Here is a 15,117-nt window from a genome sequence, read left to right on the forward strand (position 1 = left end):
AGAAGAGACCGGGACGCCACCCACACCCGCGTCGGCCGACCTGCAACAGGTGGTCGGCCGAACCCCCGAGATCAAGGACAATGAAGGTCATGGAAGCGCTGCACGTCTACGACACCACCCTGCGCGACGGCGCCCAGCAGGAGGGACTCAACCTCTCGGTGTCGGACAAGCTCGCCATCGCCGGGCTGCTCGACGATCTCGGGGTCGACTTCATCGAGGGCGGGTGGCCCGGGGCCAACCCGAAGGACACCGAGTTCTTCGAGCGCGCCCGGACCGAGCTCGACCTGCGCCACGCGACCCTCGCCGCCTTCGGGGCCACCCGTCGGGCCGGCGGGGTCGCGTCGCAGGACCCCCTCGTCCAGGCGCTCGTGGACTCGCAGGCGTCCGTGGTGTGCCTCGTCGCGAAGTCGCACACCGGACACGTCGAGCGGGCGTTGCGCACCACGCTCGAGGAGAACCTCGCGATGGTCCGTGACACGGTCGGGCACCTCGTCGGCCACGGGCGCCGCGTCTTCGTCGACTGTGAGCACTTCTTCGACGGCTGGCGCCTCGACCGCGACTACGCCCTGTCCGTCGTCCGCACCGCCCACGAGGCCGGGGCCGAGGTCGTCGTGCTCTGCGACACCAACGGCGGCATGCTGCCGCACCAGGTCGAGGAGGTCGTCGCCGACGTCCTCGCCTCGACGGGCGCCCGGGTGGGAGCGCACTGCCACAACGACACCGGCTGCGCGGCCGCCAACTCCGTCGCCGCCGTGCGGGCCGGGGCCACCCACGTGCAGGGCACCGTCAACGGCTACGGCGAGCGCACCGGCAACGCCGACCTCATCACGGTCGCGGCCAACCTGCAGTTCAAGCTGGGGCTGCACGCGATGGAGCCGGACGCCTTCCGCCGGGCCATGCACATCGCCCACGCCATCAGCGAGGTCACCAACGTCCCGGCCTACAGCCGCCAGCCGTACGTCGGCGCGAGCGCCTTCGCGCACAAGGCCGGGCTGCACGCGAGCGCCCTCAAGGTCGACCCCGACCTCTACCAGCACATGGACCCGGCCCTCGTCGGCAACGGCATGCGCACCCTGGTCTCCGACATGGCGGGCCGCGCGAGCATCGAGCTCAAGGCGCGCGAGGCCGGTCTCGACCTGTCCGACCGCCCCGACGTCGTCGCCTCCGTGCTCGCCGAGGTCAAGGCCCTCGAGCTGCGCGGCTGGACCTTCGACGCCGCCGACGCCACCGTCGAGCTGATGCTCCGCGAGGCGCTCGAGCCCGGCTGCACCGACTACTTCGAGGTCGAGTCGTGGCGGGTCATCACGGACTCGTCGGGAGAGGGCGACGCCACCTCGGAGGCCACGGTCAAGCTGCGCGCCGACGGCGCACGCCTCATCGCCACCGGTGAGGGCAATGGCCCGGTCAACGCCCTCGACCACGCGCTGCGTGAGGCCCTGACCCGGGCCTATCCCGAGATGGAGAAGATCGAGCTCATCGACTTCAAGGTGCGCATCCTCGACGCGTCGCACGGCACCGACGCCGTGACGCGCGTGCTCATCGAGACCTCGGACGGCGAGACGTCGTGGGACACCATCGGTGTCGCCGGCTCGATCCTCGCCGCGTCGTGGCGGGCCCTCACCGACGGCATCGTGCACGGCCTGCTCCGTCAGGGCGTCCCGAGGCGCTGAACGAGTCCTGGCAGCCACGCGGGAGCGCTCGTCCGGAACGTCGAGACAGGCAGGGTCGGCGCGCCCCGTGGGATCGCGCCGAGGAGTCCCTCGGGCAGCGCCTCGAACTCGTCGCGGTTGGTCCGCTCGATGACGTCCGGGTCGTCCGGCCATGAACCGATGACGATGCCGAGTTGTCGGATCCCTCTGTGCGACAAGGCCTCTCGCGTCAGCATCGTGTGGTTCAGGGTGCCGAGCGTGCTCCGGACGACGACGAGCACCCCACTGTCGGGAAGCGCGGAAGCGAGGTCGGCCAGGGTCTCACCGGCGTCCGTCAGCTCGACGAGCAGCCCTCCCGCACCTTCGACGACGACGAGGTCGTGGCATACGGCCAGCGCAGCGACGCGACCCACGTGGTCCTCCAGAGTGGGCAGCCCGGCACCCTCGAGACGCGCCGCCGGTCGCGGCGCCATGGGCGCCCTCAGGCGCACCCCCTCGACCGTCGCCGCACGCGTGAGCCGTTCGACCTCGGCCATGTCGCCGGGCTCGCCCGGTGCCACGCCCGTCTGCGTGGGTTTGTATGCCGTCACGCGCAGTCCCGCGGCCAGGGCCGACGCGACGACCGCCGCCGTGACGGCCGTCTTGCCCACGTCGGTGTCGGTGCCCGTGACCAGGACCACCGGGGGCAGCCGCGACTCACTCATCGTCGCCGTGGGGTGAGGCGGCGCCGAGGGGCGACGGAGGCACCGGTCCCTGCGGCCCCTCGACGGCCGCGACCGACGGGAGGCCACGGGCGGGGGAGGGAGCGTCCCCTGCCCGTGGCCCCTCGACGGTATCGGGACGGCGGGGCGCTCCGTGCAGGGCGGCAACGCGAGCGACGAGCCGCGCGGCCTGGGAGAGGTCCTCACCGTCGAGGTCGGCGCGCGCCGTGACCCGGAGCCGCGACACGCCGTCGGGCACGCTGGGCGGCCGGAAGCAGCCCACGAGGACCCCGTGGGCGCGCAGCTCGAGCGCTGCGGCGACGGCGCTGTCGGGCGACGGCATGGGGAGTGACTGCACCGCCCCGGCCGCCTGCTCGATCCCGCAGATCGCCGCGATGGTGCCGGCGTTGGCACGCACTGCCGCGGCGAGCGTCGCGTCGCCAGCGACGATGTCCGCGGCCATGCACGCGGCGGCGGCTGCGGCGGGCGCGAGGCCCGTGTCGAAGATGAAGCTCCGCGCGGTGTTGACGAGGTGGTCGCGCACCGCGGTCGATCCGAGCACGGCGCCGCCTTGCGAGCCAAGGGCTTTCGACAGCGTCACGGTGACGACGAGGTCGCGGGCACCAGCCAGGCCGAGCTCGTGGACGAGGCCGCGCCCGTGCCCGGCCACCCCGATGCCGTGCGCCTCGTCGACGACGAGGAGCGCGCCATGGCGGTGGCAGACCTCGACGAGGTCGCCCAGGGGAGCGGCATCGCCGAGGACGGAGTAGATCGACTCGACGGCGACGACCACCCTCCGGTCGGGCCGGGCGGCCAGCTCTCCGTCGAGGGCTGCAGGGTCGTTGTGGGCGAAGGTGGCATACGGTGCCCGCGCCATGCGGGCGGCGTCGTGCAGGGACGCATGGGCGTGGGCGTCGAGGAGGATCTCCGCCCCACGACCACTGAACGCGGTCAGCACGCCCAGGTTGGCGGCATACCCGGTCGAGAAGGCCAGGCCGCTCGGCTGCCCGGCCAGCCGGCAGAGGGCGGCCTCGAGGTCCCGGTGCACTGGCAGCGTCCCGGTGACGAGACGGCTGGCGGTCGCGGAGGCGCCGTAGCGGTCGAGGGCCTCGTGAGCCGCCCCCACGACACGCTCGTCCCGTGCGAGGCCGAGGTAGTCGTTCGAGGCGAGGTCGAGGGGGTCGCGTGGTCCGTGGCGCGGACCACCAAGGCGCAGGACGGCGTCGAAGCGCTCCACGCCCTGAGCGGCCCGGAGGTCGGACCGCTCCGCCAGCCAGGCGTCCCAGTCGCTCATCCGTGCACCTCGGCCACCGCGCCGACGATCGCCTCGGCGACGAGCCGCACGTCCTCGTCGGTGCAGACGTAGGGAGGCATGGTGTAGACGAGGTTCCGGAACGGTCGCACCCAGACGCCGCGCCGCAGGGCTGCGCGCGTGACCGGGACGACGTCGACCGGTGACGTGAGCTGCACGACTCCGACGGCACCCAGGGTGCGCACCTCGAGGACCTGGGGGAGGTCGGCTGCCGGAGCGAGGTGTTCGGCGAGCAGGCGACCGACCCTGGGGACGTGCTCCTTCCACGTGCTGTCGACGAGCTCCACGGAGGCGTTCGCGACTGCACAGGCGAGCGGGTTGGCCATGAAGGTGGGTCCGTGGAGGAGGGCCCGGAACTCCGATCGGGTAATGGCCTCGCCGACCTCGCGTGTCATGAGTACCGCTGCGAGAGAGAGGTATCCGCCCGTCAGGGCCTTCCCGACGCACATGACGTCTGGGGTGACGTCCGCCCACTCGGAGGCGAACATCCGGCCAGTGCGGGCGAAACCGGTCGCGATCTCGTCGACGACCAGAAGGAGCCCGTGCTCGTCGGCCACGTCGCGCAGGACCCGGAGGCAGTCGGGGTGGTAGACGTGCATGCCGCCCGCACCCTGGAGCACCGGCTCGACCACGACAGCGGCGAGCTCGTCGCTGTGCGTCGCCGCGAGGGCGCGCACCTCTGCGGCCCAGATCTCGAGGGCCGAGCGGTCCGTCTCCCAGTGCTCGTCGCCGGTCGAGGTGGTCACCTGGCGCGCCGCGGGCGGGCGTGGGGCGAAGACCTGGCGGGCCAGGACGCCCGGGAAGGCCGAGTGCATCCCGTCCACGGGATCGCACACGCTCATCGCGGCGAACGTGTCACCGTGGTAGCCGCCTCGCACCGTGAGGAAGCGCTGTCGCTTCGGTCGTCCGCGTGCCGCCTGGTACTGGAGCGACAGCTTGAGGGCGACCTCGACCGAAACCGAGCCGGAGTCGGCGAAGAAGACATGGGCCATCGGTCCCGGGGACATCGCCGTGAGGCGCTCGGCGAGCCGGACGGCGGGCTCGTGGGTCAAGCCGCCGAACATGACGTGGCTGAACCGGCCGAGCTGCTCGTGGGCCGCCGCGTCGAGGACGGGGTTGCCGTAGCCGTGGACCGCGCACCACCACGAGGCCATCGCGTCGACGGCCTCGAACCGCTCGCCCTCCGGCGACGTGAGGCTCAGCCGGACGCCCGAAGCACCCTCGACGGCATACGGCTCAGGGCCGTCGAGGGGTGCGTACGGGTGCCAGACGAGGCCGCGGTCGCGGGCGCCGAGCGGCGAACCCTTCGGGTCAGGCATTGGCGGGGAGGCCGGTTCCGGCCCCGCGTCGGCGCTTGGCGGGGTCGTGCGTGGAGACGGCCTCCGGCCTCGGACCGGTTGCCCGGTCTTCGGCGCCGAGGACGACGAAGCCGTTGTCCCGGATCAGCTCCAGGTCGGACTCCGCCGCCTGGCCCTCGGACGTGAGGTAGTCGCCGAGGAAGATCGAGTTCGCGACGTGGAGGGCGAGCCCCTGCAGTGATCGCAGATGCATCTCGCGGCCTCCGGCGATGCGGATCTCCTTGTCGGGACAGATGATTCGCGCCATGGTGAGGATGCGCAGGCAGCGCCCGGGCGTGAGGTCCCACGTCCCCTCGAGGGGGGTGCCGTCGAAGGGCATCAGGAAGTTCACGGGGATCGAGTCCGAGCCCAGGTCACGCAGGGCGAGCAGTGCCTCGACGAGCTGCTCGTCGGTCTCGCCCAGCCCGGCGATGAGGCCCGAGCACGGCGAGAGGCCGGCGTCCTTGGCCTTGGTGACGGTCTCGACCCGGTCCGCGTAGGTGTGGCTCGTGACGATCTCCTCGTGGTGGGACTCGGCGGTGTTGAGATTGTGGTTGTACGCGTCGACACCGGCCGCGCGCAGCCGCTCGGCCTGCCCGTCCTTGAGCAGGCCGAGGCACGCGCACACCTCGACGTCCGGGTGCTCCTGCTTGAGCGTGCCGACCATGCCGGCCACCCGTTCGACGTCGCGGTCGGTGGGTCCGCGGCCGCTCGAGACCATGCAGATGCGGGTGGCGCCGCCACGGAGCCCGGCAGCAGCCTGCTCGACGGCTTCGTCCGGCTTCAGCCACGTGTACCTGAGGATGTCGGCCTGCGAGCCCAGCCGCTGGGAGCAGTAGTGGCAGTCCTCGGGGCACAGTCCCGACTTCAGGTTGACGAGGTAGTTGACCTTGACGGTGTTGCCGAAGTGCTTGCGGCGCAAGCGGGCCGCTGCGGCGACGGCTGCGAGCAGCTCGTCGTCGGTGACGCGCAGGACGTCGAGGGCGTCGTCGGCGGTGGCCGGTGTCCCGGCGAGGACGGCATCGGCGAGGTCGTCGAAGCGGCGGGTCATGCGGGCTCCTTGCGCTCGGCGTTGAACGGTGTTCAACTTGAACGGTGTTCAGTATGCCGAGTCGGTAGGCTCGGCTGTCAACGCGGGTCCACCGGGACCGTGCGCCGAAGTCGGGGGAGCGCGTGGCACTCAGCCGTGAGCAGGTCGTCACGACCGCCGTCGACCTCCTGCGCCGCTACGGTCTCGCAGACCTCTCGATGCGGCGGCTGGCCCGCGAGCTCGGGGTCGCGCCCGGGGCCCTCTACTGGCACGTGGCGAACAAGCAGGAGCTGCTGGTCGAGGTGGCTGACGTCCTGCTCGCCGAGATCCCCGTCCCGCCACCCGACCGGCCGCCGGCAGAGGCGCTCGTCGGCGTGGCGGTGGCCGTCCGTGACGCCCTCGTGCAGGTCCCCGACGGTGCCGACGTCGTCGGCCTCGCGTATGCCGTGGAGCCAGGCGCCGCGCGCCCGCTCCGAGACCTCGCCCGACTCGTCCACGACGCCGGGGCGCCGGCGTCCGAGCGGGACGAGGTGGCGGCCCTCATCGTGCACCACATCCTCGGGTCCGTTGCCGGACAGCAGGATCGGGCACTCGCCGCATCTGTCGACCTCGACCTTCCCGCCCCCGACGCCACGACGGAGTCAAAGGCGTTCGAGGTCGGTCTAGCGGTCATCGTCCGCGGGCTCTTGGTCCGCTGACCATCCCGGACGTGCAAGTGCTGGGCGGTTCAGGCCCCGCCCAGCACCACCCCTGAGGGCGGAGGTTTGTCGGCGCGCGTGCCTGGACCTTCGCCGACACCTTCCAGAGTGACGGCCCTGCCGGGTTGATACAGGGGAATGGAGGTTTCTCCGGCCGCACCGCGCGGCAACGGGGGTGCCTCCACACGTGACCAGCAGGCGGAATGTTGCGGAGAGACGACCCGGTCGGCCTCCACAGAGGCGCAGGTGGCGGCTTGTCGTGGCCGGGGTCAGTCAGGTGCGGCGGTCAGGCACAGCGCCGCGTCGACCGCGTCGACGGCGTCGACGAGACGCGCACGCAGCGCCTGCCCGCGGGCGGAGAAGCCGCGCTGCGCGGCGGCATACGCGGCCTTGCCCTCCGGGGTCTCGATGCAGACCGGCTCGTAGCCGAGCTCGCGCAGGTCGTACGGCGCCGCGCGCATGTCGAGCGTCCGAATGTCGCGCGCCAGCTCGAAGCAGTCCAGGACGAGGTCGCTCGAGACGGCAGGGACGAGCTTGTGCGCCCACTTGTAGAGGTCCATCCTGGCGTGCATCTAGGAGGCACAACTGAGGGAAGTACACGACCCCTCATGCCGATGAGAGCGCGACGGTTCGGCTCCAGATTGACCGCGCCAAGTCCATCCGCGGCTGACCACGGCAACGGTCGGCGGCCCGAATAGGAACGCGAGCCGAACAGAAACACGCGCAACTAGGCGTGTGGCCACGCGCCCATCTGCGCCATTGCGCCGGCCATGTCCATGACCCCCCAGTGAGCGACGCATTGGTCACCTCGGAACTGCAGGATGTCGATGGCGCTAATGTCGACCGGGTTCCCGCTCGCTGGCACCCCCATAAAGTCGCCGGTGTGGGTGCCGACGAACGAGACCCGTGCGACTACCTTGTCGCCCTCCTGGAGCAGGTCGTGAACGTCCACGTGGAAGTCGGTGAGGGCCGTGTGCATCATTTTGAACAGCTGCCGAGGCGTGTCCCGGGTGTTGTCCATCCCGGGGAGCCCCTCATGTTCGATGAAGTCCTTTGCCATGTACTTGTCGACGGCTTCATCGACGTCTCCGCCAGCGGCTATGGCTCTGAACATCTCCTGCGTTACTGCCTTGTAGTCGGACATCGCGCCCTCCACTCGCCACCGGCGCCTGGGTTGGCGGGTCCGGCGATTTGACGCTAGCACCTGCAGGACCGCACGGGCAGGTCGTTCAAGCCATTGCTGGGCCCTCGGACTCCAGTGCCCAACGGCGAAGCGAATGACCATGACCCAACGCCCGGATCTGCCGCGTTGCGATCAAGTCACGTCTCGGGCGATTTGCAAGATGTAGTCGCAGGCAGCGATCAAGCGCTCCCGCAGCACCTGGCCGCGTTCGGCAAACGCCCGCTGCTCGGTGACGTAGACGGCCTTGCCAGCAGCAGTCTCGATGGGCACTGGTTCGTAGCCGAGGCCGCGCAGGTCGTACGGGGATGCACGCATGTCCAAAGACCGGATGTCGCGGGCCAGCTCGAAGCAATCCATCAGTAGTCCGCTGGAGATGGCGGGCACCAATTTGACTCCTACGCGACCGTAGAGGTCCATCCCGGCGTGGAGGCACCCCGGCTGCTCGAGCGCCGTCTGGCTCTCCCGGGTCGGTTTCAGGGCGTTGAGCGGTGCTGCCTCGGGCGTGAAGAAGCGGTGGGCGTCGAAGTGCGAGCAGGCGATCTGGTGGCTGTCGACGACCGCGTCGGTGCCCGAGGCGCCCAGGCGCAGCGGCCAGCCCGAGTGACGGACGTCGGACGGGTCGAGGCGATAGACCATGGCCCACTCGTGCAGCCCGAAGCAGCCGAACCGTGCCGGCCGTTCGGCTGTACGCACCAGCAGCTCGCGGACGAAGCGCAACGTGTCTCCGCGCGCGCTGCTGAAGGCCTGGACGTCGACGCTGACGACGTCCCCGTCGACGGCGTAGAAGCGCCACCCGGCGTGTGGGGACCCGGCCGCTCCGGCGAGACCCGTTCCCACCCCCGGGTGCCAGCGCCGCAGCTGAGCCGGCTTGAAGGAGTAGTAGGTGAAGAGGAAGTCCTCGACCGGGTGCTTGCGGTGGTCGCGACGGCGGGCGAGGTGCGCCGCAGTGGCGGAGTCGACGCGCGCCTCGTGCGCCGCCGCCCGTTCCCGCCACTCCGGCTCGCCCAGGATCTCCACCCGACGAGGGTAGGCGAGGCGCCAGGTCGGCAGGCAATCGTGCGGCGCGCGACCCGCGAGGTCGCCCTCGGCCCGCTGGGCCACCCCACGGCATACGCTCGGTCCCGTGCTTCCCGCCGACTGGTACCTGACCGCCGACGAGCGGGGCAATCCCTCGACCCGGCTCGACCGACGCCATCCCGACGGACGGTCCTGGACCGAGGGCAACCTCGTGACGCCGCTCGTGCACGGGAAGGCCTACTTCGCGGCGCTCGGAGAGCGCGTCTCGCGGATGCGAGAGGGCGACCTGCTGCTCTTCGTCGACTGGCGCGGCGACCCCGACCAGCGCCTGACGGGCGAGCGCGGCAGCGAGGTCGCTGCGCTCTTCGCCGACGCAGCACGTCGCGGCGTCGACGTCCGCGGCCTGGTCTGGCGCTCCCACTGGGACCGCCTGGCGTTCTCGGCCGGCGAGAACCGTCACCTCGGCGAGGACATCAACGCGGCCGGCGGCGAGTGCGTGCTCGACATGCGGGTGCGGCTCGGCGGCTCGCACCACCAGAAGTTCGTGGTCCTGCGACACCCCGGCCGGCCCGAGCTCGACATCGCGTTCCTCGGCGGGATCGACCTGTGCCACAGCCGCCGCGACGACTCCAGCCACGCCGGCGACCCGCAACCACAGACCATGGCGAAGGTCTACGGCCCCCGGCCCCCGTGGCACGACGTCCAGCTCGCCCTCACCGGCCCGGTCGTGGGGGACGTCGAGACCGTCTTCCGCGAGCGCTGGGAGGACCCCCAGGCGCTCAGCCGCTCGCCCATCCGCTGGGCCGGCGACGCCATCCGCCGCGACCAGGCCCCTCGTCGCCCGCTGCCCCCGCAGCAGCCCGATCCGGCGCCGACGGGTCCGCACCCGGTCCAGCTGCTGCGCACCTACGGTCGCCGCCTCGGTGGCTATCCCTTCGCGCCGCGCGGCGAGAGGAGTGTCGCCCGTGCCTACACCAAGGCGTTCGCGAACGCGCGACGCCTGATCTACCTCGAGGACCAGTACCTCTGGTCCTCCGAGGTGAGCGCACTGCTCGTGGCGGCGCTGCGACGGTCACCTGACCTCCGTCTCGTCGCGGTCCTCCCGCACCAGCCGGACCAGGACGGGGCCGTGAGCTACGCCCCGAACCTCGTGAGCCGTGCCCGACTGCTCGACGAGCTGCACGCCGCCGCGCCCGGTCGGGTCGCCGTCTACGGGATCGAGAACGCGGACGGGACGCCCGTCTACGTCCACGCCAAGGTCTGCGTCGTCGACGACGAGTGGGTCACGGTGGGCTCGGACAACTTCAACCGGCGCTCGTGGACGCACGACTCCGAGGTGTCCGCCGCGGTCGTGCACCCGGACTTCGCCCGCAGCCTGCGGCACGAGCTCGCCCGGGAGCACCTCGACACCGAGGCCGACGTGCCCCTCGAGGACCACTTCGGGGCGTATGCCGCCAGTGCCGAAGCGCTCGCGGCGTGGCACCGGGCGCCCGGTGCCGTCCCACGGCCGCCCGGGCGCCTCCGGCCGCTGGACAGTCCCGAGCAGAGCCGGCTGACCCGGCTGTGGGCCGGCCCGCTCTACCGCCTCGTCTACGACCCGGACGGCCGACCGCTGGACCTGCGGCTGCGACGGACCTTCTGACAGGGAACCGCCGCCCGACCCGGGGTGGCTCTCGTCGTAGGGTGGGCGCGTGCGCATCGCGAGGTACACGACCGGGGACGACCCGGCATACGGCATCGTCCAGGGCGACCCCGGCAGCGAGGTGATCACGCCGCTGGCCGGCGACCCGCTCTACATCGGCCTCCAGCCGAGCGGGCAGCCGCCCGTCATGCTCGAGGACGCGCGCCTGCTCGCACCGGTCATCCCGCGCTCCAAGATCGTCGCGATCGGCAAGAACTACGCCGACCACGCCAGGGAGATGGGCGGCGAGGCCCCGGCCGAGCCGATGATGTTCTTCAAGCCGAACACCGCCGTCGTCGGCCCGTTCGACCCCGTCGTGCTGCCGGCCGGCAGCGAGGAGATCTCCTACGAGGGAGAGCTCGCCGTCGTCATCAAGACGATCACCAAGGGTGTCAAGGCCGAGAACGCCGCCGAGTGCATCTACGGCTACACCATCGCCAACGACGTCACGGCGCGTGACTGGCAGCGCACCGACGGTCAGTGGGCGCGTGCCAAGGGCTTCGACACGAGCTGCCCGCTCGGCCCATGGGTGGAGACCGAGCTCGACGCCGCCGACCTCTCGATCCGCACGACGCTCGACGGCGACGTGAAGCAGGACGGCACGACGGCCGACATGATCCACGACATCGCCACCATCATCGAGTACGCCTCGGCGGCCTTCACGCTGCTGCCCGGTGACGTCATCCTCACGGGCACCCCGGCCGGCGTCGGGCTCGTCGGGGCCGGCCAGCAGGTCACCGTCGAGATCGCCGGCATCGGCTCGCTGACCAACACGTTTGTCAGGCGCTGACGGGGCCGCACCATTTAGGGTCGTGGCCATGAGCAACGACGACCTGAGCCCGAAGACCTCTCCGGAAACCGAGCAGCCCACGGCCGAGACCGGTTACGCCGGTCGCCACGCGCGTCCGGGGAAGCCTGACCAGGGTCCCGACGAGGACGCCACCTACGACGCACGGCACGACGACATCGACGGCCCTCCCGGAGCGGTCGGGGCCTGACCGGTCCGCAGACCCACCTCGTGCAGAGACGACGTCGCCGCGTCCCGGGCGCGTCGACGCGCCCACTAGGCTGGGTCGCACCATGAGCGACAACAGCACCAGCACCGGTATGCCGTCTTCCCCCGCCAGCGACGCCCCCGACCTGCTCGAGCAGGTCGAGGTCCGCACCGAGCAGGTCGGCCGCGTCTCGACCTCCGACGGCTCCGGCCCGGTGCGGACGCGTGTCGCGCCGTCACCGACCGGTGACCCGCACGTCGGCACGGCCTACATGTCGCTCTTCAACCTCGCCTTCACGCGGCAGCAGGGCGGCCAGTTCGTCCTGCGCGTCGAGGACACCGACCGTGCGCGCTTCCGCGAGGACAGCGAGGCGCAGCTCTACGACACCCTCGCGTGGCTCGGGCTGCACTGGGACGAGGGCCCGGACCTCGGTGGGCCCTTCGCGCCGTACCGCCAGTCCGAGCGCCTCGACACCTACCGGCCCTACGTCGAGCGCCTCATCGAGGACGGCCACGCCTACCACTGCTGGTGCTCCACCGAGCGCCTCGCGCAGATGCGTGAGGTCCAGCAGAAGACGAAGCAGCCCACCGGCTACGACCGCCTCTGCGTCGGCAAGAGCCGCGAGGAGCGCGCCGCGCTGCCCGGCTTCAGCGAGACGCCCGTGGTGCGCATGCTCGTGCCCGACGACGTGCCGCTCGTCTTCGACGACGTCATCCGCGGCAAGGTGTCGGCCCCGCGGCCCGACGACCAGGTCATCCTCAAGGCCGACGGATTCCCCACGTACCACCTCGCCGTCGTCGTCGACGACCATCTGATGGGCATCACCCACGTCGTGCGCGGCGAGGAGTGGATCAGCTCGACGCCGAAGCACATCCTGCTCTACCGCTGGCTCGGGATCGACGCGCCGAAGTTCGCGCACATGCCGCTGCTGCGCAACACCGACAAGTCCAAGATCTCCAAGCGCAAGAACCCCGCCGCGCGTCTGACCTGGTTCCGCGAGCAGGGCTACCTGCCCGAGGCTCTCGTGAACTTCCTTGCGCTGCTTGCCTATCCGCCGCAGCAGGACGCCGAGGGCGCCGACGTCGAGGTCTTCACCTTCGACGACTTCAGCCGCACCTTCGACTGGGCCAAGGTCAACCCGATCGGCCCGATCTTCGACCTCAAGAAGCTCGACTGGCTCAACGGCGTCTACATCCGCTCGCTCGACGTGGGCGAGTTCGCGAGCCGGCTGCTGCCCTACCTCGTCGCCGAGGACGTCCTCGGCGAGACGCAGTCGCTCGGTGAGCTGGCCCGTCTCAAGGCGGTGGCTGAGCTCATCCAGACGCGGATGGCCCACCTGACCGAGGCGCCGGCGCTCGTGCGCCCGTTCTTCGTCGGCGACGACCAGCTCGTCATCGACGAGGACGCCCGTGCGCAGCTCAAGGATGACGCCCCTGCGGTCCTCGATGCGGCCCTGAAGGTGCTCGGCGACATCGACGACCACGGCGCCGGCGTCCTGGGCACCGGGAGCGCCTGGAACGCCGCGGGGATCGAGGAGGCACTGCGTGCCGCGATCGTCGACGGTCTCGGCATCAAGCCGCGATTCGCCTTCGGCCCGCTGCGCACCGCTGTCTCGGGCGCACGCATCTCGCCACCGCTCTTCGAGTCGATGGAGATCCTCGGCAAGACCTCGACCCTGAGTCGTCTCCGGTCGCTGCGCGACTCGCTCTGAGGCAGGCCGGGTGGAGGGCTGGTCCTGGCCGTTGCACGGCATCCGTCTGCGCACGGCCGACCTCGACCTGCAGGTCATGACCGAGGCCGACCTCCCGAGCCTCTGCGCCCTCCTGCCGGACGACCTCCCGATGAACCCGCACGCGACGACGTATGCCGGTCTCGACGACCGCGCGAATCGCCGGGCGGTCCTCGTGCAGGGCTACTGGCGCGCCCTGGGCCTGTGGTCGCCCGACGACTGGGCGCTGCCCTTCGTCGTGCGATCGGGAGGCGAGGTCGTGGGCGCCCAGTGGCTCGAGGGGCCGGACTGGCGCGCCGACCGCACCGCCGACTCCTCGTCGTGGCTCGTCGCCCCGGCACGGGGGAGAGGCCTGGGCAAGCAGATGCGGGCCGCCGTGCTCGCGCTGGCCTTCGGCCCGCTACGGGCCGACGCGGCGGTCAGCTCGGCCGTCGTCGACAACGGGCCGTCGCTCGGCGTCTCGCGGGCCCTCGGCTACCGCGACACGCACCACTCGGTCCTCGAGCACTCGGGGGAGACGCTGCAGCACGTGCGTCTCGAGCGTGCCGCGTGGGAGCGGTCGGGCCAGGCCCACGACGTCGTCATCGCCGGGGTCTCACCGGCCCTTCCCCTCTTCGGCATCGAGGGGGACGGATGAGCACCGTGCCCCTGCCGGCCGCGCTGGACGGCGCGCACGCGCTCCTGCTCGACGTCGACGACACGATCGTCGACACGCAGGAGGCGATGGTGGTGGCCGGCACCGAGGCCGCGGCCGCGATCTGGCCGCACCGGGCCGCGGAGCACCGAGCCATGGCTCAGCGCTACTACGACGACCCCGAGCGGTGGTTCCCGCGGTACGCCTCCGGTGACGTCGCCTTCGAGGCGATGCGTGCCGGACGGCTGACCGAGGTCGCCACGGCCTTCGGTCTCGAGATCCCGAGCGGGGCCCACCGCGCCTTCGAGGAGGCGTATGCGCCGGCCTTCCGCGGTGCCCAACGGCTCTTCCCCGACGTGCCCGACCTCCTGGCCGCAGCCGAGGGCGAGGGCTTGCCGGTCGCGCTGCTGACCAACTCGGCCCACGCGCCGACCCGGGTCAAGCTCGAGGCCCTCGACCTCATCGAGCGGTTCGACGTCGTCGTGACGACCGACACGCTCGGGTTCGGCAAGCCCGACCCTCGCGTCTACCTCGAGGCGTGCCGACTCCTGGCTGCCGAGCCCGGGCGGGTGGTCTGCATCGGCGACAACGTCGAGTGGGACGTCCTCGGTGCGGAGGCGGCCGGACTGCGTGCCGTGTGGCTCGACCGTACGGGCCGCGGGACGACCCATCCAGTCACGTCCGTGCGTGGACTGGACGAGGTCGCCGCGGTGCTCGACCGCCGATTTGGGCCACCGCGCACGGACCGGTAGTATTCCCATTCGGTTCACCCCGTACCGGCCGCGAGGCTGGCTTGGAGTGAAACCCCTTGGGGTATGGTGTAATTGGCAACACTACGGTTTCTGGTTCCGTCATTCTAGGTTCGAGTCCTGGTACCCCAGCTCTGGTCCATGGCAACGTGGGCCGATTCGGAGAAATCCACCCTTCACGGTAAGGTTTCTTCTCGTGCCGAGCTCGCTCGGCACCGCTCACGGCCCCGTTGTGTAGCGGCCTAGCACGCCGCCCTCTCAAGGCGGTAGCGCGGGTTCGAATCCCGTCGGGGCTACGTGATGCTCGAGAGAGCGACAGAAGACCCCGGTCCACACGGACCGGGGTCTTCTGCCATCTCCGGGGTGCTCCCTGTCGGCGCGGCCTATGCTGGCGCTCGTCAT

General features: G+C 71.3%; 14 protein-coding genes, 2 tRNA genes and 1 pseudogene. 10 read left to right on the top strand and 7 right to left on the bottom strand.

What is annotated here, in order from left to right:
* Positions 1-89: 89 nt before the first annotated feature.
* Positions 90-1,670 (top strand): citramalate synthase, encoded by a 1,581-nt coding sequence (cimA, locus tag AC1DIW_RS03560; RefSeq protein ID WP_478106486.1) that lies wholly within the window; start codon positions 90-92, stop codon positions 1,668-1,670.
* Here the strand turns inward: cimA and bioD are convergent.
* The 4 genes from bioD to bioB are packed head-to-tail and all read right to left on the bottom strand — an operon-like array spanning position 1,649 to position 6,050.
* On the bottom strand, positions 1,649-2,353 hold the full coding sequence (gene bioD, locus AC1DIW_RS03565) for a dethiobiotin synthase (protein WP_478106487.1): 705 nt from the start codon (positions 2,351-2,353) through the stop codon (positions 1,649-1,651). The two genes, cimA and bioD, sit on opposite strands and share 22 nt — an antisense overlap.
* Positions 2,346-3,644, bottom strand: coding sequence for an 8-amino-7-oxononanoate synthase (locus tag AC1DIW_RS03570; RefSeq protein WP_478106488.1), 1,299 nt, complete (start codon positions 3,642-3,644; stop codon positions 2,346-2,348). Before AC1DIW_RS03570 ends, bioD begins: the two co-directional genes overlap by 8 nt.
* Positions 3,641-4,981 carry an adenosylmethionine--8-amino-7-oxononanoate transaminase gene (bioA, locus tag AC1DIW_RS03575; RefSeq protein WP_478106489.1) on the bottom strand — a complete coding sequence of 447 codons (1,341 nt, stop codon included), beginning with the start codon at positions 4,979-4,981 and terminating at the stop codon, positions 3,641-3,643. The genes AC1DIW_RS03570 and bioA overlap by 4 nt, the downstream gene beginning before the upstream one ends.
* Positions 4,974-6,050 (bottom strand): biotin synthase BioB, encoded by a 1,077-nt coding sequence (bioB, locus tag AC1DIW_RS03580; protein WP_478106490.1) that lies wholly within the window; start codon positions 6,048-6,050, stop codon positions 4,974-4,976. The genes bioA and bioB overlap by 8 nt, the downstream gene beginning before the upstream one ends.
* 122 nt (positions 6,051-6,172) lie before the next feature.
* On the opposite strand from bioB, the gene AC1DIW_RS03585 reads away from it, so the two are divergent.
* Positions 6,173-6,727, top strand: a complete 555-nt coding sequence (locus AC1DIW_RS03585) for a TetR family transcriptional regulator (protein WP_478106491.1) — start codon at positions 6,173-6,175, stop codon at positions 6,725-6,727.
* Positions 6,728-6,996: 269 nt separating this feature from the next.
* Here the strand turns inward: AC1DIW_RS03585 and AC1DIW_RS03590 are convergent.
* From AC1DIW_RS03590 to AC1DIW_RS03600, 3 genes and pseudogenes are all read right to left on the bottom strand, one after another.
* Positions 6,997-7,299, bottom strand: a pseudogene (locus AC1DIW_RS03590) (3-methyladenine DNA glycosylase); the annotation flags it as partial.
* A 155-nt stretch (positions 7,300-7,454) separates the two neighbouring features.
* Positions 7,455-7,871 (bottom strand): ester cyclase, encoded by a 417-nt coding sequence (locus tag AC1DIW_RS03595; RefSeq protein ID WP_478106492.1) that lies wholly within the window; start codon positions 7,869-7,871, stop codon positions 7,455-7,457.
* 171 nt (positions 7,872-8,042) lie between these two features.
* Complete coding sequence (locus AC1DIW_RS03600; RefSeq protein ID WP_478106493.1) at positions 8,043-8,927, bottom strand: 3-methyladenine DNA glycosylase; 885 nt, start codon at positions 8,925-8,927, stop codon at positions 8,043-8,045.
* Between the two features lie 106 nt (positions 8,928-9,033).
* On the opposite strand from AC1DIW_RS03600, the gene AC1DIW_RS03605 reads away from it, so the two are divergent.
* The 8 genes from AC1DIW_RS03605 (at position 9,034) to AC1DIW_RS03640 (ending at position 15,011) form a co-directional block, all read left to right on the top strand.
* Positions 9,034-10,569, top strand: coding sequence for a phospholipase D-like domain-containing protein (locus tag AC1DIW_RS03605; RefSeq protein ID WP_478106494.1), 1,536 nt, complete (start codon positions 9,034-9,036; stop codon positions 10,567-10,569).
* 49 nt (positions 10,570-10,618) lie between these two features.
* Positions 10,619-11,398 (top strand): fumarylacetoacetate hydrolase family protein, encoded by a 780-nt coding sequence (locus AC1DIW_RS03610; protein ID WP_478106495.1) that lies wholly within the window; start codon positions 10,619-10,621, stop codon positions 11,396-11,398.
* Between the two features lie 28 nt (positions 11,399-11,426).
* Entirely contained in the window at positions 11,427-11,606 is a 180-nt protein-coding gene (locus AC1DIW_RS03615) for a hypothetical protein (protein ID WP_442278877.1), read from the top strand.
* A gap of 82 nt (positions 11,607-11,688) precedes the next feature.
* Positions 11,689-13,314 (top strand): glutamate--tRNA ligase, encoded by a 1,626-nt coding sequence (gene gltX, locus AC1DIW_RS03620; protein ID WP_478106496.1) that lies wholly within the window; start codon positions 11,689-11,691, stop codon positions 13,312-13,314.
* 10 nt (positions 13,315-13,324) lie between these two features.
* The gene (locus tag AC1DIW_RS03625) at positions 13,325-13,969 is read left to right on the top strand and encodes a GNAT family N-acetyltransferase (RefSeq protein ID WP_478106497.1); all 645 of its coding nucleotides are present in this window, start codon (positions 13,325-13,327) and stop codon (positions 13,967-13,969) included.
* Entirely contained in the window at positions 13,966-14,718 is a 753-nt protein-coding gene (locus AC1DIW_RS03630) for an HAD family hydrolase (protein WP_478106498.1), read from the top strand. Before AC1DIW_RS03625 ends, AC1DIW_RS03630 begins: the two co-directional genes overlap by 4 nt.
* A gap of 57 nt (positions 14,719-14,775) precedes the next feature.
* Positions 14,776-14,847: transfer RNA gene (locus AC1DIW_RS03635), tRNA-Gln, on the top strand.
* Between the two features lie 91 nt (positions 14,848-14,938).
* A tRNA-Glu gene (locus AC1DIW_RS03640) sits at positions 14,939-15,011 on the top strand.
* Positions 15,012-15,117: the final 106 nt, after the last annotated feature.

The organism is Terrabacter sp. 01T434 (assembly GCF_056398545.1).